This is a genomic window from Streptomyces sp. NBC_00247 (assembly GCF_036188265.1).
In the GTDB taxonomy this organism is placed as follows: Bacteria; Actinomycetota; Actinomycetes; order Streptomycetales; family Streptomycetaceae; genus Streptomyces.
On the sequence record NZ_CP108093.1, the window covers coordinates 2,736,095 to 2,751,285 of the forward strand.

At 71.8% G+C, this 15,191-nt stretch carries 20 protein-coding genes; 9 read left to right on the forward strand and 11 right to left on the reverse strand.

The features are described 5' to 3' along the window. Nucleotides 1-55: 55 nt before the first annotated feature. Entirely contained in the window at nt 56-202 is a 147-nt protein-coding gene (locus tag OHT52_RS11410; protein ID WP_328720031.1) for a hypothetical protein, read from the reverse strand. Between the two features lie 580 nt (nt 203-782). Between OHT52_RS11410 and OHT52_RS11415 the strand changes: the two genes are divergently transcribed. Continuing rightward, complete coding sequence (locus tag OHT52_RS11415; protein WP_328720032.1) at nt 783-2,348, forward strand: sodium:solute symporter family protein; 1,566 nt, start codon at nt 783-785, stop codon at nt 2,346-2,348. Nucleotides 2,349-2,694: 346 nt separating this feature from the next. Here the strand turns inward: OHT52_RS11415 and OHT52_RS11420 are convergent, their stop codons facing one another. Both OHT52_RS11420 and OHT52_RS11425 read right to left on the reverse strand, forming a co-directional pair. After that, nucleotides 2,695-3,012 carry a hypothetical protein gene (locus OHT52_RS11420; RefSeq protein WP_328720033.1) on the reverse strand — a complete coding sequence of 106 codons (318 nt, stop codon included), beginning with the start codon at nt 3,010-3,012 and terminating at the stop codon, nt 2,695-2,697. A 218-nt stretch (nt 3,013-3,230) separates the two neighbouring features. After that, complete coding sequence (locus OHT52_RS11425; RefSeq protein WP_328720034.1) at nt 3,231-3,893, reverse strand: TetR/AcrR family transcriptional regulator; 663 nt, start codon at nt 3,891-3,893, stop codon at nt 3,231-3,233. A gap of 85 nt (nt 3,894-3,978) precedes the next feature. Between OHT52_RS11425 and OHT52_RS11430 the strand changes: the two genes are divergently transcribed. The 3 genes from OHT52_RS11430 to OHT52_RS11440 all read left to right on the forward strand — a co-directional run bounded on the left by OHT52_RS11430 (nt 3,979) and on the right by OHT52_RS11440 (nt 6,929). Then, nucleotides 3,979-4,908 carry an aldo/keto reductase gene (locus OHT52_RS11430; RefSeq protein WP_328720035.1) on the forward strand — a complete coding sequence of 310 codons (930 nt, stop codon included), beginning with the start codon at nt 3,979-3,981 and terminating at the stop codon, nt 4,906-4,908. 390 nt (nt 4,909-5,298) lie between these two features. Then, a complete protein-coding gene (locus tag OHT52_RS11435; RefSeq protein WP_328720036.1) occupies nt 5,299-5,748 on the forward strand; it encodes a universal stress protein in 450 nt (149 codons plus the stop codon). Continuing rightward, a complete protein-coding gene (locus tag OHT52_RS11440) occupies nt 5,745-6,929 on the forward strand; it encodes an adenylate/guanylate cyclase domain-containing protein (RefSeq protein WP_328720037.1) in 1,185 nt (394 codons plus the stop codon). The genes OHT52_RS11435 and OHT52_RS11440 overlap by 4 nt, the downstream gene beginning before the upstream one ends. Before the next feature lie 40 nt (nt 6,930-6,969). Here OHT52_RS11440 and OHT52_RS11445 read toward each other — a convergent pair whose 3' ends face one another. From OHT52_RS11445 to OHT52_RS11455, 3 genes are all read right to left on the reverse strand, one after another. Continuing rightward, nucleotides 6,970-7,260, reverse strand: coding sequence for a DUF1330 domain-containing protein (locus tag OHT52_RS11445; protein ID WP_328720038.1), 291 nt, complete (start codon nt 7,258-7,260; stop codon nt 6,970-6,972). Nucleotides 7,261-7,401: 141 nt separating this feature from the next. Then, nucleotides 7,402-8,517, reverse strand: a complete 1,116-nt coding sequence (locus tag OHT52_RS11450) for an ADP-ribosylglycohydrolase family protein (RefSeq protein ID WP_328720039.1) — start codon at nt 8,515-8,517, stop codon at nt 7,402-7,404. A 173-nt stretch (nt 8,518-8,690) separates the two neighbouring features. Further along, entirely contained in the window at nt 8,691-9,011 is a 321-nt protein-coding gene (locus OHT52_RS11455; protein WP_328720040.1) for a hypothetical protein, read from the reverse strand. A 141-nt stretch (nt 9,012-9,152) separates the two neighbouring features. Between OHT52_RS11455 and OHT52_RS11460 the strand changes: the two genes are divergently transcribed. The 3 genes from OHT52_RS11460 to OHT52_RS11470 all read left to right on the forward strand — a co-directional run bounded on the left by OHT52_RS11460 (nt 9,153) and on the right by OHT52_RS11470 (nt 10,827). Further along, nucleotides 9,153-9,977 (forward strand): helix-turn-helix domain-containing protein, encoded by an 825-nt coding sequence (locus OHT52_RS11460; RefSeq protein ID WP_328723697.1) that lies wholly within the window; start codon nt 9,153-9,155, stop codon nt 9,975-9,977. Beyond that, nucleotides 9,974-10,174 (forward strand): DUF397 domain-containing protein, encoded by a 201-nt coding sequence (locus tag OHT52_RS11465; protein ID WP_328720041.1) that lies wholly within the window; start codon nt 9,974-9,976, stop codon nt 10,172-10,174. Before OHT52_RS11460 ends, OHT52_RS11465 begins: the two co-directional genes overlap by 4 nt. Before the next feature lie 137 nt (nt 10,175-10,311). After that, nucleotides 10,312-10,827: a DinB family protein gene (locus tag OHT52_RS11470; RefSeq protein ID WP_328720042.1), complete on the forward strand. Its 516-nt coding sequence runs from the start codon at nt 10,312-10,314 to the stop codon at nt 10,825-10,827. Nucleotides 10,828-11,043: 216 nt separating this feature from the next. Here the strand turns inward: OHT52_RS11470 and OHT52_RS11475 are convergent, their stop codons facing one another. From OHT52_RS11475 to OHT52_RS11485, 3 genes are all read right to left on the reverse strand, one after another. Further along, nucleotides 11,044-11,436 carry a peptidase inhibitor family I36 protein gene (locus OHT52_RS11475; protein ID WP_328720043.1) on the reverse strand — a complete coding sequence of 131 codons (393 nt, stop codon included), beginning with the start codon at nt 11,434-11,436 and terminating at the stop codon, nt 11,044-11,046. Between the two features lie 317 nt (nt 11,437-11,753). Beyond that, entirely contained in the window at nt 11,754-12,131 is a 378-nt protein-coding gene (locus OHT52_RS11480; protein WP_328720044.1) for a LysR substrate-binding domain-containing protein, read from the reverse strand. Continuing rightward, nucleotides 12,080-12,631 carry a LysR family transcriptional regulator gene (locus tag OHT52_RS11485; protein WP_328720045.1) on the reverse strand — a complete coding sequence of 184 codons (552 nt, stop codon included), beginning with the start codon at nt 12,629-12,631 and terminating at the stop codon, nt 12,080-12,082. Before OHT52_RS11485 ends, OHT52_RS11480 begins: the two co-directional genes overlap by 52 nt. Nucleotides 12,632-12,723: 92 nt before the next feature. Between OHT52_RS11485 and OHT52_RS11490 the strand changes: the two genes are divergently transcribed. Continuing rightward, the gene (locus tag OHT52_RS11490; protein WP_328720046.1) at nt 12,724-13,317 is read left to right on the forward strand and encodes a nuclear transport factor 2 family protein; all 594 of its coding nucleotides are present in this window, start codon (nt 12,724-12,726) and stop codon (nt 13,315-13,317) included. A gap of 74 nt (nt 13,318-13,391) precedes the next feature. On the opposite strand, the gene OHT52_RS11495 is transcribed toward OHT52_RS11490, so the two are convergent. Beyond that, on the reverse strand, nt 13,392-14,552 hold the full coding sequence (locus OHT52_RS11495; protein ID WP_328720047.1) for an alkene reductase: 1,161 nt from the start codon (nt 14,550-14,552) through the stop codon (nt 13,392-13,394). A gap of 60 nt (nt 14,553-14,612) precedes the next feature. Between OHT52_RS11495 and OHT52_RS11500 the strand changes: the two genes are divergently transcribed. Continuing rightward, the gene (locus tag OHT52_RS11500) at nt 14,613-15,005 is read left to right on the forward strand and encodes a MerR family transcriptional regulator (protein ID WP_328720048.1); all 393 of its coding nucleotides are present in this window, start codon (nt 14,613-14,615) and stop codon (nt 15,003-15,005) included. Between the two features lie 9 nt (nt 15,006-15,014). On the opposite strand, the gene OHT52_RS11505 is transcribed toward OHT52_RS11500, so the two are convergent. After that, nucleotides 15,015-15,188 carry a hypothetical protein gene (locus tag OHT52_RS11505; RefSeq protein WP_443046553.1) on the reverse strand — a complete coding sequence of 58 codons (174 nt, stop codon included), beginning with the start codon at nt 15,186-15,188 and terminating at the stop codon, nt 15,015-15,017. Nucleotides 15,189-15,191 lie beyond the last annotated feature (3 nt).

Genomic DNA, 15,191 nt, shown 5'->3' on the forward strand with positions numbered 1-15,191 from the left:
GGCGCCACCGCCTCGCGCGGAGTGACCGGACGGGGCGGATCGAGCGGCACGCGCATCACCGGTGCGCCGCACGGCGGTCCGGGGGCGTCCACCCGCCCCGGCCGCCGGAACGGCGTACGGACAGCACGACCCGTACGGACAGCACGACCCGTACGGACAGCACGACCCGTACGGACAGCACGGAGTACGGACATCGCCGCACGGTACGACCGTCGGCAGACTCGGGCGGGAACCGGCCGCCGCCCCGGCAACGCTCCGGCACCGCCGGATGTCGACCGACCAAGTTCCCCCCTCCTCGACCGCACGGGACCCGCATCCCGTGCGGTCTTGCCGTGTGTACGCCGGCGACGGTGCGCGAGCGGTGCGCACGCGAACCACGGCCGACGGCGCGGCGGTCGGCGCCCTGCCGGAATCGGCATGCACCCTCGGTGCGGTACGCGCCTCCGATCGGCACGCGCCCGCGCCCGCCTGCGCCCGCCCGTGTCGCCCACGTTCCCCCGCGTCGCGCGCGACGCCTGCGTTCAATGGTTCGGACAGCCTGACGAAGTGCCCGCCCATCGTGTGGCCCCCCTCACTTCCGCACAACGGGCCACTAGGTCAAGAACAGGTAAAACTGTTCGGAGTGCTGATCTGCGTTCACATTCATGACCGCCTATCCCTTGACCCCGCCCTGGAAGAAGCGGTTCAATCCCCCAAGTCCCCGTAACCCGCGCGGGGTACCGCTGAACGGCCGTACTGACGAAGAGCGTTCCCGTTCACAAGGCGGACCCCTGGAGGGGTACATGAACAGTCTCGACTGGACCGTACTCATCGGATACTTCGGTGTGATGGTCGCGATCGGACTCTGGTCGCACAAGCGCGTGGACACCGTCGGCGACTTCTTCACGGCCGGCGGGAAGATGCCGTGGTGGCTGTCCGGCATCTCGCACCACATGTCGGGGTACAGCGCGGTGATGTTCACCGGCTACGCCGGCATCGCCTACACGTACGGGGTCACCTCGTTCGTCACGTGGTCGCTCCCGATCGCCATCGGCATCTTCATCGGCGCGAAGCTCTTCGCGCCCCGGCTCAACCGGCTGCGCTCCCGGCTGCGGGTCGCGTCGCCGCTGGAGTACCTGAAGAACCGCTACAACGTGCAGACCCAGCAGGCTCTCGCCTGGTCCGGTCTGCTGCTGAAGATCGTGGACGTCGGCGCCAAGTGGGCCGCCATCGCCACGCTGCTCTCCGTCTTCACGGGACTCACCATCAGCCAGGGCATCCTCATCACCGGTGTGGTGACCGCCGTTTACTGCACGGTCGGCGGACTGTGGGCCGACGCGCTCACCGAGCTGGGGCAGTTCGTCATCCAGCTGTGCGCCGGACTCGCGATGCTGATCGCCGTGATGGGCAAGCTGGACGGCTTCTCCACCCTGTGGACGGTCTGGGACAAGCTCCCCGAGGGTCACGCCGACCCGACCGCCGGTCCGTACACGGTGACGTTCCTGCTGGCGTTCCTCTTCATCAAGACCTTCGAGTACAACGGCGGCATGTGGAACCAGGCGCAGCGGTACATGGCCACCGACTCGGCGCGCTCCGCGACGCGTTCGGCCCGCCTCTCCGCCGTCCTGTGGTTCGTCTGGCCCGCGGTGCTGTTCTTCCCGATGTGGTGCGCGCCGCTGCTCGTCCACGCGCAGAAGCCGGACGCCTCGGACAGCTACGCCCTGATGACGGAACAGCTGCTGCCGCACGGCCTGTTGGGCCTGGTGATCGTCGGCTTCTTCTCGCACACGATGGCCATGTGCTCCTCGGACGCCAACGCCATCGCCGCCGTCTTCACGCGAGACATCGCGCCGACCCTCTCCAAGGCGGCGCGTGGCTGGAACGAGCGTGTCGGCCTGATCGCGGCCCGTTGGACCACGATCGCCTTCCTCGCGCTGTCGATGGCGGTCGCCACGCAGGTCAGCTCTCCGACCTTCAAGGACATCATCACCGTCGTCATCAAGTGGGTCGCCGGCCTGATGGGCCCGATCGCGATCCCGTTCATGCTCGGTCTGCTGCGTACGTTCCGCAAGTCCGGGCCGACCGCGGCGCTGACCAGCTGGGCGATGGGGCTGCTCGCGTTCTGGCTGGTCAACTACCCGATCAACTGGGCCGTGGACGGCGGTGTCCCGCTCCAGTACCAGGTCTCGGTGCCGCTGGCCGTGTCGCTGATCCTGTACATCGTGATCGGGTTCGTGAAGCCGGAGGACACCCCGGAGCGCGACGCGGTCCTCGCCCGCATCAACGAGGACGGCGACGACGGTTCGGCCGCCGCGTCCCTGCCCGCCCAAGGTGGCCCGGCCGCGGACGCCGCCCCGGTCCGGGACTGACGCCCCGCCCCGGGGCTTCCGGGGCACGCGGGCGCGGGAAGGGGTACGTACGCGCACGGGCCGGGGCTCCTCGGCTGTCGACGCCGCAAGGCGGTCGCCACCGGGGGCCACCGGCCCGTGGGCGATGCGACGGGCCCCCGCACGGTGCGCCGGGCCCCGCACGATGGGGAGGCTCTCAGGGAGAGGCGAACCAGCAGAAGGCGAAGAGCTCCCACCGCGTCGTCGTGCTTCCCGGCCCGCCGACTCGCCGACCGCAACAGCCTGGTGTCCGGCACCCGCGCCGTCACCGAGACAGGTGGGCCGTCCGGGGGAGGTCTCCTGGTGAGCGGGAGCGGCCCGGGCCTGGTCACTTCCCTTCGCGCGGCAGCTGCGCGACGAAGTCCGGCAGACCGGGCGCGGAGGGCGGCTGCCGCCCCGGAAGGTAGCGCCGGTAGTGGTCGGCGACCAAGCCGCGCAGCCGGGCCTCGTCCGGCTCCTCACCGGTCGGTTCGAGGCGGACCCGGTGGGGCTCGCCCGTCATGCGCAACGGTCTGGCCGTCGCGTCGAAGCCGCAGGAGTACTCGTCGGGCATCTCCCACCACGCCTCCGCGTACGCCTGGTCCCTCAGGACGTACATGTGGAACTCGTCGTCGAAGATGATCACGGGTGCGGCCGGCGTCGTCATCCGCGGAGTATGCGGTGTGAGACCGATCCGGCGACAGCCCTTTTCCTCAGTGCCGGGAGCGTGCGGGCTGAACGGACCGAACACCGCGACGGCGCGGAGCGCGGCAGGAAGCCGGAGCATGTCCACGGCCCCCGGGCGTTCCGTGCCGAGCGCCGGGGCGGCGGCACGGGAAGGGGTGCGGATGTCGTTGGCCGGCGGCCCCGGGGCCACGGGGGCCGTCAGCCCTCCGCCCGGTCTCCGGCGCCGCCGCGCGGGCGCAGCGCGTCCACGACGAGGTCGAGGACCCGGCCGGTGCGGTCCGGGGTGTCGCCGATGGCCACCGCGTGGAAGACGCCGAAGACCATGGACGTGACGTCGTCGGGATCGACGTCCGCGCGGAGCGAACCGGTGCGCACCCCCGCCGCGAGCAGGGTCGCGACGGCCGCGGTGAGGCGCTCCCGGGTGGCCGGGGTGGCGATGGCCCCGGATGCCCAGCCGGAGCGGAGGGTGCCCATCATGCCGCTCTTGGCCGCGACGAACTCCGCGTACCGGTCCATCCAGGCGCGCAGGGCGACCTCGGGCGGGAGCGTGCCGAGCAGTTCGTCGGCGCTTTCGGTGACGGCGTCGAGTTCCGCCGCGAAGACGGCCTCCACCAGCGCTTCCCGGGTGGGGAAGTGGCGGTACAGGGTGCCGATGCCGACGCCCGCCGCGCGGGCGACGGTCTCCAGCGGGACGGTGTCGTCGGCCGCGGCGAACGCCGTACGGGCGGCGGCGACGAGCTTCTCGCGGTTGCGTCGCGCGTCGGCTCGGGCGGGGCGGCCGGCGGCGGGATGCCCGGCGGCGGGGTGGGACTCGGGGATACCGGGCGACTCGGGGGAATCCGCGGCGTCTGGAGCATTCAAAACGGAGGAACCTCCGGTAGTGGTACCGTCGACATAACGGAGGTTCCTCCGTTTCTTCATCCTCTCACGAGAACGGGATGACCTCATGACGAGCACAGACACCACGACAGCCACCGGCGTCCCCCGCGCCGGAGGGGCCGGCCGGCTCGGCGCCCGTACCGTCTCCCGCATCGGCTTCGGCGCCATGCAGCTCCACCGCCTCGCCCACGACCGTGCCGCCGCCCTCGCCGTGGTGCGCCGGGCGGTCGAGCTCGGCGTCGACCACATCGACACCGCCCAGTTCTACGGGGACGGCTTCTCCAACGACGTCATCCGCGAGGCCGTCCGCCCCGAGGACGGCGTCACCGTCGTCAGCAAGGTCGGCGCCACGCCCCACTCCGGCGGCCCGCACCCGATGCGTCTCGCCCAGCGGCCCGAAGAGCTCCGGGCCTCCGTCGAGGACAACCTCAAGAGCCTCGGTCTCGACCGGATTCCCGTGGTCAACCTGCGCCGCGCCTCCCGCGCTCCCGGCCTGATCGCCGAAGGCGACCAGGTGGTCGACATCGACGACCAGCTCGCCGTCATGACCGCCCTGCGCGACGAGGGCAAGATCGACGCGATCGGCGTCAGCCATGTCGGCATCGACGAACTGCGCCGGGCACTCCCCGCAGGTCCCGTCTGCGTGCAGAACGCGTACAGCCTGGTCGCCCGCGACGACGAGGAGATGCTCCGGCTCTGCGTCGCGGAGGGCATCGCCTGGGTGCCGTACTTCCCGCTCGGAAGCGCCTTCCCCGGCATGCCGAAGGTGACCGAGGAACCGGCCGTCCTCGCGGTCGCCGAGTCACTGGGCCGCACCCCGGCCCAGACCGGCCTGTCCTGGCTGCTCCACCACGCCCCGAACGTGCTGCTCATCCCCGGCACGGCCGACACCGGGCACCTGGAGGCGAACGTGGCCACCGGGACGATCGCCCTCGACCCGACGGCCCTCGCCGCCCTGGACGCCGTCCCGACCCGCTCGGGGGACATCCTCGGCTGAAGCGAACACGCCCTCCGCGGACAGGGCTTCCGGCTCGGCGGCCTCGGGCGCCCCGCCGCGCCCACGACGGAAGCCGCCCCCGGCACGGTGCCGGGGGCGGCCCTCCCCGCGGGGAGACGCGCGCTAGTCGGTGCACCCCGACGGCGTCCGGCGTCGCCGCCGTGACGCGGTCGGCACCACCACCCCACCCGGCGACCTTGCGGCACCGACACCCGCCCGGCACCCCTGCCGCGCCCACGCCCCCACCCGGTGTCGAGATCGGGCCACGCGGCCGGAAGGTGGTGCGTGCGGCACGTCACCTCCTCCGCACACCTCCCGCCCCTTGCCCGGCAGACCGGCCCCGCCCTACCTTACTTTTCAGTAAGTTGACTCAGGAGTAAGGAGTTTGGCGTGGTCACGTACCGGACGGTCATGGTCGGCACGGACGGCTCGGAATCGTCGCTGGCAGCGGTCGAAAGGGCGGCCGGGCTCGCCGCCGCCTGCGCGGCCGAACTCGTGATCGCCTGCGCGTACGCACCGTTGCGCGGGCATGAACTCGCGCAGGCACAGGACCAGTTGGGCGCTGAGGCGTACCAAGTGGTGGGCTCCGCACCGGCCGAGGCCACTCTGCGCGTCGCGACGGACCGGGCCAGGGCACAGGGCGCGGACGACGTGCGGACGATCGCGGTGGAGGACGAACCGGTCGCCGCGCTGACCCGGATCGCCGAGGAGACGTCCGCCGATCTGCTGGTCGTCGGGAACCGCGGGCTGCGCTCGCTCGCCGGCCGCATCCTCGGCTCCGTACCGGCGGACATCGCCCGGAAGGCGCCGCTCGACGTACTGATCGTGCACACCACATGAGTGCGGCGGGACCGGAGCGGGGGGCGTCGGGGGCCGGGGGGCTCCCCGGCGTCGCCGAACTCGGCCGGGCCGTCGAGGAGGTACTGCTCGGCGGTGGGCGCGTCTGGACGCGGCAGGAGATGGCCGAACGGTCCGGGGTGGGGGCCGAGCGCACCGCGCAGATCTGGCGCGCGCTCGGCTTCCCGATGGTCGACGAGGACGCGAGGGTCTTCACCGAAGCCGACGTGGAGGCGCTCCGCGCGGGGGAACGGCTCATCGCGGCCGGGCTCATCACCGAGGAGAGCGAGATCATGATGGCCCGCGCCCTGGGCCACCACCTCTCCCGCCTCGCCGAGTGGGAGGTGGGCACCCTCTGGTCCTGGATCAACCGCGAGGCGGAATTCGACCGCGAGTCAGGGTTCGGCGGCGAGTCGGAGTTCGACGGCGAGTCGGGCTTCGCCCTCGACGGCGGGAAGTTGATGGCACACGCCGCGGCACTGCTCCCGGAGATGGAGCGGTTGCAGCAGCACGTCTGGCGCCGGCACCTCGCGGCGTACGCGGAACGTGTCCTCGCCGAGGCGGACGAGGCGGCACGCGCCGGGTCGGGGCAGCGGGCGGACCGGTCGGGGGGCGAGTCGGCGCGCGGAGCCGCGGGCGGGCAGGTGCCGCCGTACGAGGGCGCCGACGTCCGCGACCGCGCGGTGGGCTTCACCGACATGGTCGGCTACACCCGGATGACCCGCGGCCTCGGCAACGCCGAACTCGTCCGGGTTCTGGACCTGTTCGAGAGCCTCACCGGTGACGTGGTCGCCGAGGGGCGGGGCCGGGTCGTGAAGACCATCGGCGACGAGGTGCTCTTCGTCTGCGAGTCGGCCTCCGCGGCGGCCGACATCGCCCTGGAGCTCACCGCACGCGCCGAGGCCGAGCAGCGGTTGCCGCAGGTACGGACCGGGCTCGCCCACGGAGCCGTCCTCAGCCGGTTCGGCGACGTCTACGGGGCGGCCGTGAACATCGCCGCCCGCCTCACGGCGGTGGCCCGTCCCGACACCGTCCTCGTCAACACGGAGCTGGCCGGGGAGCTCGCGGGACTCCCCGGGTACGAACTCCGGTCGCTGCGCCCCGTGTCCGTACGCGGCTACAGCAGGCTCCGGCCGGTGCTGCTGCGGCCCGCATCTCCGCGCGGGCGGGCCCGGGACGAGTGACCCGGTCCGGCCTCTCGCCCCGGAGCCCGGCCCCGGGTGGTCAGAGCCCCTGGACGATCAGCCTCTTGCTGTCCGTGTTCCGGATGCGCAGCGGGGCGATGGCCCGGTACTCCGGCGAGTCGTTCCAGGCGCGCGCGGAGGCCAGGTCCGGGAACTCCACGAGGACGATCTGCCCGGGCGCCCACTCCCCCTCGACGACGTCGATCTCGCTCCCCCGGGCCAGGTAGCGGCCCCCGTGGGGCGCGAGTGTCGCCACCACCTTCGACCGGTACTCGGCGAGCTCTTCGGCATCGCCGGTCAACTGCACGTCTGCGATCACGTAGGCGGTCATGGGACCGACCCTATGCCGACCAGCGACCATGATCCACTCCAATAGGGTTGCCGGGCACCCGCGTTGGGCGTACCGGACGACGCCCGAGGCACGCCCGTCCGCACTGCCCGCAGCCCCCGCGATACCTGCGACCCGGCCCGGTCATGCCCTCGGGTAGCGGGCGATCCAACCCGGTGCCGCGGCCGTGGCGTTGTGCAGGGCAGGGCCCTGGGTCATCTCCATCGCGAAGTCGTCGGCGAGTTCCAGGAGGGTGGCCCGGCCCTCGATCTCGGCGAGCCAGGACGGCGGCAGGGCCGTCTCCCCGTGCAGCGCGCCCAGCAGCGCCCCGCAGACCGCCGCGGTGGGCGAGGACGGCCCTCCGTGGTTCACGGCCAGCCGGAGCCCGTGGCGTACGTCCTCGCCGACGAGCGCGCAGTACAGCCCCACCGCCAGCACCTCCTCGGCCGAATCGTCCGCCCCCAGCGACTCGATCAGCGCGGGCCCGGGAATGCCCTGTCGTACGGCTCCGAGGGCCCGGCGCACCGCCTCGGTGACGGGCTCGTGGCCCGGGCGTTCCGCGAGCAGCGCCAGCGCCCGCTGCACCGACCCGTCCAGCGTGTCCCGCCGGGCCAGACCGTGGACCACCACCGCGAAGGCACCTGCGGCCAGTTGGGCGGTGGCGTGCCCGTGACTCTGGGCCGCGCACTCCACGGCGAGCTGGCACACCAGCTGCGGCTCCCACCCCGCGAGCAGCCCGAAGGGCGCGGACCGGGTCAGCGCGGCGGAGTCCCGGGCGTCCGGGTTCCTCGGCCGTTCCAGGGTGCCCATGGTGGTGTCGCCGAAGCCGTGCAGGCAGGACCGCGCGGGGGCGCGGCGGGCGTACAGCCACTCCTCACGCGCGAGCCAGCCGTCGCCCTCACGCCGCTCGTCGGGCCCCCAGTCGCGCTGCGTCGCCGCCCACCGCAGATGGGCCCGGTACACGTCGGTCGGCGGGTGCCAGGCGCCCGTGTCGCGCCGCACCTGCGCCCGTATCAGCCCGTCCACGGTGAACAGCGTCAGCTGGGTGACCGCCGTGACACCGCCCCGCCGCCCGTCCACCGGCACGAAGTCCGCGACCCCGCCGACCCCGTGGGCCTCCCGGATCTCCTCCAGCGTGAGCGGGGTGACGGCTGCCCCGAGGGCGTCCCCGAGCGCCGCGCCGAGCAGCGCCCCCCGTACCCGGCTGCGGAAGTCCTGCTGTTCCACACGGCCCCAGACAGCTGTGGTCCCGATGGTCATCCGGCCAGTCCCCCTACCGTCGGTACGGCTCCGCCAGCACTGTAATAGAACGGGAACGACTGATTCAGGGCCGGAACGGAATGTACGGAGTAGCTCTGGAGAACACTTTTGAACGGCATTCATCAGGGTTTAGCCGGACGGACCGGGCCCGGCCGCCCTGCGACCGCGCCCCCTCACCGCCGGGGTCCCGGGCTCGTCCCACCGACCATCCAGGCCAGCGGCGGCCTCCCCTCCCGGCACTCCGCCACCAGCAACACGTCCCGCAGCGAGTCGGTGGCCGCCCGGAGCGCGAACCGTACGGCGACCTCCCCCGCCGACTCGTCCGCCAGCACCTCCCGCGCCCCGGCGAGCACGCCCTCCCCGCAGGCCAGGAGCTCGGCCTCCACGTCGTCGGCCAGCCGCGACATCCGGCTGTCGGGGTCGTCGGTGCTGAGGTAACACCGCCTGCCCTCGGGGGAGTTCCAGGGCAGCAGGCGGAACTGGGAATCGGCCATGACGTGTGCCTCGCAGACGCAGTGACTCGGGGTGACTTCCATCGGGTGATGCTCACCGTTCGTGACTCGATGATCACCGCCGCGACCTACTCTCAAAAGCAGCACACGATTGCCCGCGCACAGGACAACGGGAGGACCACGATGGCCGAACCGGTCGACGTGGACGAGGAGTCGGGCCGCGCCGCGCTCGGCCGCACACTGCGCTACCTCAGGGAGAAGGCCGGCAAGTCGCTCGGACAACTCGCCGAGGAGACCCGCTACGACAAGAGCTACCTGTACCGGCTGGAGGTCGGCCAGCGGCTGTCCAAGCTGGAGGTGATGACGGACCTCGACCGGTACTACGCGAGCGGGGAGCTGCTCCAGGGATTGTGGAAGGTCGCCCGGAGGGAAGTCTTCAAGGACAAGTACAAGGAGTTCATGCGGCTGGAGCCGACGGCCCGGATCATGCACCTGTTCACTCTGGGAATTCCGGGGCTGCTCCAGACGGAGGACGTCGCCCGGGAGTCGTTGTCCGGGGCCGGGGAAACCCAAGCAGAAGCCGAGTTGGTGGAGGAGCAGGTCGTGGCGCGCCTGGGTCGACAACAACTGCTCCACCGTGTCCCGGCTCCCTCGGTGCGGATCATCATGGACGAGTACGCGTTGCGGCGCCCGGTTTCCGATGCCAAGGCCTGGGGAAAACAGCTGTGCCACCTCGTCGAGGTGTCGGAGATGTCGTCGCTCGTCCTCCAGGTGCTGCCCTTCACTGCGGGGGCACACAACCTGATGGACGGCTCGCTCACCCTGCTGTGGCAGGAGGATGGCGGGGCCATTGCCTACACCGAAGGCAACGGATGTGCCGAATTGGTCGAAGACCAGTCAGCAGTAACACGCTATCGGCTGTCCTACGATCGGCTCCGGGATTTGGCGTTGCCCCCGTCAGAATCCGCCGCGTTCATCAGGGGTGTCCTGGAGGAGCACAGACCATGAGCCGTACCCTCGACGTCAGCTACGCGCACTGGCGCAAGTCCACCTACAGCGACGGCGGGGCCAACAACTGCCTCGAAGTCTCCGACGACTTCCCCGGCCTCGTCCCCGTCCGCGACAGCAAGAACCCCACCGGGCCCGCGCTCCTCATCACCGCCCCCGCCTGGGCGAATTTCGTCGCCTTCGCCGCCGACCGCTGAGCCGTGAAACCGGTCGCACCACGCGGCCCGGGGCACGGGCGTCCGCTCGCGCCCCGGGCGACGGCCGGCCCGGACCCGTTCTGCGGCCCGTGAAAATCCGGTGGCGCTTTCCCACCACCCCGGTAGCGTGCGCCGCTATGACATCAGAACTGAAACGCCCCCCGCTCCAGGCCGACGAACGCACGGCACTGATCGGCTGGTTGGACCTGCAACGCCAGATCCTGCGCTGGAAGTGCGAGGGGATCAGCGACGAGGACGCACACCGTTCGGTCCTCCCGAGCTCTCCGCTCATGACACTGGCCGGTCTCGTCTCCCACATGCGCTGGACCGAGCACACGTGGCTGGAAGTGCTGTTCCTCGACGGCGACGAGAAGCAGAACCCGTCGTTCGACGAGTCGGTGGAGGACGCCGACTGGCAGACCGGCGGCCGTCCCCTCGCCGAACTGCTCGCGGAGTACGAGGCCCAGTGCGTGCGCAGCAACGAGATCGTCGCCGCGGCCTCCCTGGAAGACGTCGGCCGCCACACCGGCTTCCACTCGGCCGGCGCCAACCTCCGCTGGATGCTGATCCACCTGGTCGAGGAGACGGGGCGGCACGCGGGACACGCGGACATCGTCCGGGAGTTGCTCGACGGCACCAAGGGCTACTACTGACCAAGCGTCTGCCGTGAGTGATCGTCAGCTCGATCGCGAAGCGGCTGGGCCGCACACCCGCCCGAGGGGCCTCCGCGACGGACGGGGCCGCGTTCTGCCGGACCGGGCGGAGGGCGAGTGGCGAAGGGCGAGTGGCGAAGGGCGGACGCCATCCGGCCCCGCTCCGCCATCCTCGCTCAACCGCAGGAGGACGGCGGGACGGGTCAACCGGTCGGCTCAGCCCCCGCAGCCGTAGCCGGAATGGGCCTCGATGCTGGTCACCGAATTGTCGTAAAGGGCCCAGAGTTCCTGCTTGTTACCGGGCTCGATGATCCAGTTGAGGCCGCGGAAGTCGGCGTCGGTCCAGATGCACACATTGAGGTTGCTGCGGTTCCACAGCGAGCCCGCCCGGTCGTTCCACGCCGCTCCGATGTTGCGGTTGTCCACCGCATCGAGCTGCAGGACGTCCCCGGTGAGGCTGGGGCCGTCGAAGAGGCAGACCTTGCCCTCAGCACAGCGGGCCACGCCTCCGTCCTTGGGGTCGTCAGCCAATGCGGTTCCCGGAGCCACCAGCACGGCGGTGGCCGCGAGGACCGCCCCTACCGCTGCGGTTCTGACTGCCAGTTTCATGAAGGTCCGTTCCCGTTGTCGCCCGTGGACGCGCGGTCGTGGTCACCGAGTCCAACTGTCGCTACATGGAGGGCATCGGGCAGTGAGACGGTTCCCACGCGCGTGTGGTCGGCAGCGATGACGTTGCTCACCGTCACGGAAGGGGCGGGGACGGGCGCTCTCGCGCCTGACTGCCCTTCGCGCGTCGTGGGCCCGGTCGGCGGCCGGGGCTCCGGTCACCGGCAGAGCGCCGGCCCCACGGGAGCCGCAGTACTCCGGACCGGCCGGTTCCAGATCCCGCAGCCGCGACTCCTGCCACGGTCCCCGCGGGGGCCCGGTCAGGGCGAGGGGACGGTGTCGAGGTAGGCGCGGACCGCTCCCGACGTCTCGTCGTGCCGACCGAGGACCAGCAGGTCCGGACCGGCCGGGGCGTCACGCAGCGCGCGGTGGACGAGGCCCGGCAGGGTGATGCGCTCCGTGGCCGTGGGGACGAGGGCCACCCCCTCGCCCGCTGCCGCGAGGGCGAGGACGCCGAGGGTGCTGCCGACCAGGCGGACCCGGGATCGGTCCTCCACGGGGGCGGGCCAGAGCCGGGAGAGGACGGTCTCGTCCTCCTCGCGGCTCGCGAAGACGATGAGGTCGTGGGCCCTCAACTCGGCGGTGGTCACAGAGGCGAGGGACGCCAGTTCGTGGTCCGCGCGCAGGGCCACGGACATCGGGGTGAGCGCGCGCCGGACGACGCGGAGGCCGTCGTGTCGGCCAGACCGAGGTCGGGGCAGTAGCCGATGTCGAGTGAACCGTCCCGCACCCCTTGGACCTGGGCGGCGGGCGGCAGTTCGGTCAGGGTGAGGTCGACGCGGGGGCGCGCCCGGCGGAAGCCCCGCAGGTCCTCCGAGAGGACCCCCTGGAGGGCTGCCACGCCGGAGAAGCCGATCCGTACCGCCCCCGTCTCGCCGCGCACCGACCACCGGGCTGACTGGAGGGCCCGGTCGGCTTGGGCGAGGGCGCGGCGGGCCTCGGGGAGCAACTGCTCTCCGGCCTCGGTCAGCTCGACGCGACGGCTCGTCCGACGGAACAGGCGTCCGCCCACCTCCCGCTCCAGAGCCTGCACCTGGGCGCTGAGGGTGGACTGGGTGACGTGCAGCAGGCCGGCGGCCCGGCCGAAGTGGCGCTCGTCGGCGACGGCGACGAAGTAGCGCAGGTGCCGCAGTTCCACCGGTCGCCTCCCCCCTCATCCATCGTGTGCACCGATCAATCGATCGTATCTTTCGGTTGGACCTATCGCCCTTCGTGTCGAAAACTGGACGCATGAACGTGACGATTCAGGACCGACAGGACATCGCCGACCTCATGACCGGCTGGATCCACCGTGATCTGGGCGAGTGGGATCTCCTCAGAGGTCTCTTCCACTCCGACGCGCGGATCGAGATCACCTGGTTCGAGGGGCCGGCGTACGAGTTCGTGGACGCCTCCGCACGGATGGGGGCTTCCGCCTTCCGCACCAAGCACCTGATCACCGCGCCCGTGGTGACCTTCTCCGCCGAGGGCACCCGCGCCGTCAGCGAGACCAACGCCGTCATCATCGGCGAGAACGTCGACCTCCGGCTCGGCTGCAACGGTCACAACCGGTTCATCGACCGCCTGGAGAAGCGGGACGGGATGTGGCGCATCAGCGACCGCAAGAGCGTCTACGACTTCGGCACGTTCACCTTCCCCGCCGGGATCGTCGACATCGACGCGGAGGCGGTCGCCCGGTACCCGAGGGAGTACGCGGCCCTCGCCTACCTGCTGGAAGCCAGCGGCTACCCGGTGAGCCGAATCTTCGCGACCAAGGGGAGCGACCTGGAGCGCGACATCAAGGAATCCGCCTTCGCCTGGCTGGGCGGTGCCCCGCGCCCCTGACCGGGGGCCCCGACCGGGGTCAGCGGCGGCGGAGGAGGTCTCCGGGCCAGGCGCCACCTGCTCCCCGTCCCGGCTCACCCGACGGCCGGCGGCTCCGCCAGCACCGGGTAGTCCGTGTACCCCGTCGCCCCGCCGACGTACATCATGTACGCGTCGCGTACCTGGTTGACCGGCGCTCCGGTACGCAGCCGGTGGACCAGGTCGGGGTTGGCGAGGAACGGGCGGCCGAGGGCGACGAGGTCGGCTCCGGCGGCGAGCAGCCGCTCGCTCGCGGCGAGTCCGCCGTCCTCGGGGATGCGGTCCTTCGGGAGTACCGGGTTGCCGATCAGGGTGCCGGGCCACTCCTCGCGGATGCGCTGGAACACGGGCTGGCCGGGGTCGGCGTACCCGATGTGCAGGTAGGCGATCCGGCTGTCGGCCAGGGCGGCGACGAGGGCGGGATAGATCTCCTCGGTGTCGCCCTCCTCGATGCTGTTGACCGTGTTGCCGGGGGAGACGCGCAGTCCGACCCGCTCGGGGCCGATCTCCTCGGCGACGGCCCGGACCACCTCGGCGACGAACCTGACGCGGTTGCCGACCGGGCCGCCGTAGGCGTCGGTGCGGCGGTTGGTGTTCTGGGAGAGGAACTGGTGGAGCAGGTGCCCGTTGGCGCTGTGGACCTCCACCCCCTCGAAGCCCGCCTCGATCGCGCGCCGGGCGGCGGAGGCGAAGTCGGCCACGTGGTCCTCGACGTCCTGGAGGCTCATCTCGCGCGGGACGGGCGCCTGCTGCTTGCCGGTGGGCGTGTGCAGGGTCTCGGGGAGCGCCACCGGTGAGGGGGCGACGGGGGTCAGGCCACTGGTGTCGGGGTGTCCGACCCGTCCGCCGTGCTGGAGTTGGAGGAACATCCGCCCGCCCGCCGCGCGTACCGCGTCGGTGACCATGCGCCATCCGGCGACGTGGTCGGGGCGGTGGATCGCGGTGATGTTCGGGTACGTCTGGCCCACCGCGTTCGGGGTGGACGCCTCGGCGATGATCAGGCCGGCGGTGGCGCGCTGGGCGTAGTAGGTGGCCATCAGCGGGGTCGGGACCCCGCCGGCGGTGGCCCGGTTGCGGGTCAGCGGGGCCATCACCAGGCGGTTCGGCAGCCGGAGCGGGCCGAGCGCGGCGGGCTCGAAGACCGACACCTGCGGGGAACCGGGTACGGGGGTGGATACGGGGACGGGGACGGAGGTGGGCGCCGGTGCGTTCGTCATGCCGGGAGGGTAAGAATTGACACCGGTGTCAGGTTCAAGTCCCGGGGAAGGTGGAGCGTCATGCGGATCGGCGAGCTGGCCCGGCGTACCGGCGTGAGCGAACGCTCCCTGCGCTACTACGAGGCGCGGGGGCTGCTGAAGGCGGACCGTACACCCGGCGGGCACCGGGAGTACCCGGACGGCGCGGTGGACCGGGTGATCCGCATCCAGGAGTTCTACGCGGCCGGACTGCGCAGCTCGAAGATCGGTGAACTCCTGCCCTGCGTACGGGACTCGGACGGCGGCCCCGCCGCGACCGCCACGCCCCGGCTGGTCAGCGACCTCGGCGCGGAACGCGACCGGATCGACCGCATGATCAGCGACCTCCAGCGCTCCCGGGACGTGCTGGACGACGTGATCGCGACGGCGAAGGAGCAGTCGCCGTCCGCAGGGTCCGGGGACGCGGTCGCGTAGGCCCTGTCGTCACCGTGGGGCGAGTACCAGGTGGACCGCGAGTCCAGTGATCACCGCGCTGGAGAGCGACGCCGTCACCAACCTCCCGCGGGGGCCGGTCAGTACGCGCCCCAGCAGCGCACCGCCGCCGACCGGCGGCGACTGCCAGGTGGCGGAGGCCACGAAGGCCGCCGCCACGAACACGGC

Excerpts from the sequence above, each read along its gene's own strand:
- OHT52_RS11415 (WP_328720032.1), top strand. The coding sequence starts at position 783 with ATGAACAGTCTCGACTGGACCGTACTCATCGGATACTTCGGTGTGATG.
- OHT52_RS11420 (WP_328720033.1), bottom strand. The coding sequence starts at position 3,012 with ATGACGACGCCGGCCGCACCCGTGATCATCTTCGACGACGAGTTCCAC.
- OHT52_RS11430 (WP_328720035.1), top strand. The coding sequence starts at position 3,979 with ATGACGAGCACAGACACCACGACAGCCACCGGCGTCCCCCGCGCCGGA.
- OHT52_RS11440 (WP_328720037.1), top strand. The coding sequence starts at position 5,745 with ATGAGTGCGGCGGGACCGGAGCGGGGGGCGTCGGGGGCCGGGGGGCTC.
- OHT52_RS11445 (WP_328720038.1), bottom strand. The coding sequence starts at position 7,260 with ATGACCGCCTACGTGATCGCAGACGTGCAGTTGACCGGCGATGCCGAA.
- OHT52_RS11450 (WP_328720039.1), bottom strand. The coding sequence starts at position 8,517 with ATGACCATCGGGACCACAGCTGTCTGGGGCCGTGTGGAACAGCAGGAC.
- OHT52_RS11455 (WP_328720040.1), bottom strand. The coding sequence starts at position 9,011 with ATGGCCGATTCCCAGTTCCGCCTGCTGCCCTGGAACTCCCCCGAGGGC.
- OHT52_RS11460 (WP_328723697.1), top strand. The coding sequence starts at position 9,153 with ATGGCCGAACCGGTCGACGTGGACGAGGAGTCGGGCCGCGCCGCGCTC.
- OHT52_RS11465 (WP_328720041.1), top strand. The coding sequence starts at position 9,974 with ATGAGCCGTACCCTCGACGTCAGCTACGCGCACTGGCGCAAGTCCACC.
- OHT52_RS11470 (WP_328720042.1), top strand. The coding sequence starts at position 10,312 with ATGACATCAGAACTGAAACGCCCCCCGCTCCAGGCCGACGAACGCACG.
- OHT52_RS11475 (WP_328720043.1), bottom strand. The coding sequence starts at position 11,436 with ATGAAACTGGCAGTCAGAACCGCAGCGGTAGGGGCGGTCCTCGCGGCC.
- OHT52_RS11480 (WP_328720044.1), bottom strand. The coding sequence starts at position 12,131 with ATGTCCGTGGCCCTGCGCGCGGACCACGAACTGGCGTCCCTCGCCTCT.
- OHT52_RS11490 (WP_328720046.1), top strand. The coding sequence starts at position 12,724 with ATGAACGTGACGATTCAGGACCGACAGGACATCGCCGACCTCATGACC.
- OHT52_RS11495 (WP_328720047.1), bottom strand. The coding sequence starts at position 14,552 with ATGACGAACGCACCGGCGCCCACCTCCGTCCCCGTCCCCGTATCCACC.
- OHT52_RS11500 (WP_328720048.1), top strand. The coding sequence starts at position 14,613 with ATGCGGATCGGCGAGCTGGCCCGGCGTACCGGCGTGAGCGAACGCTCC.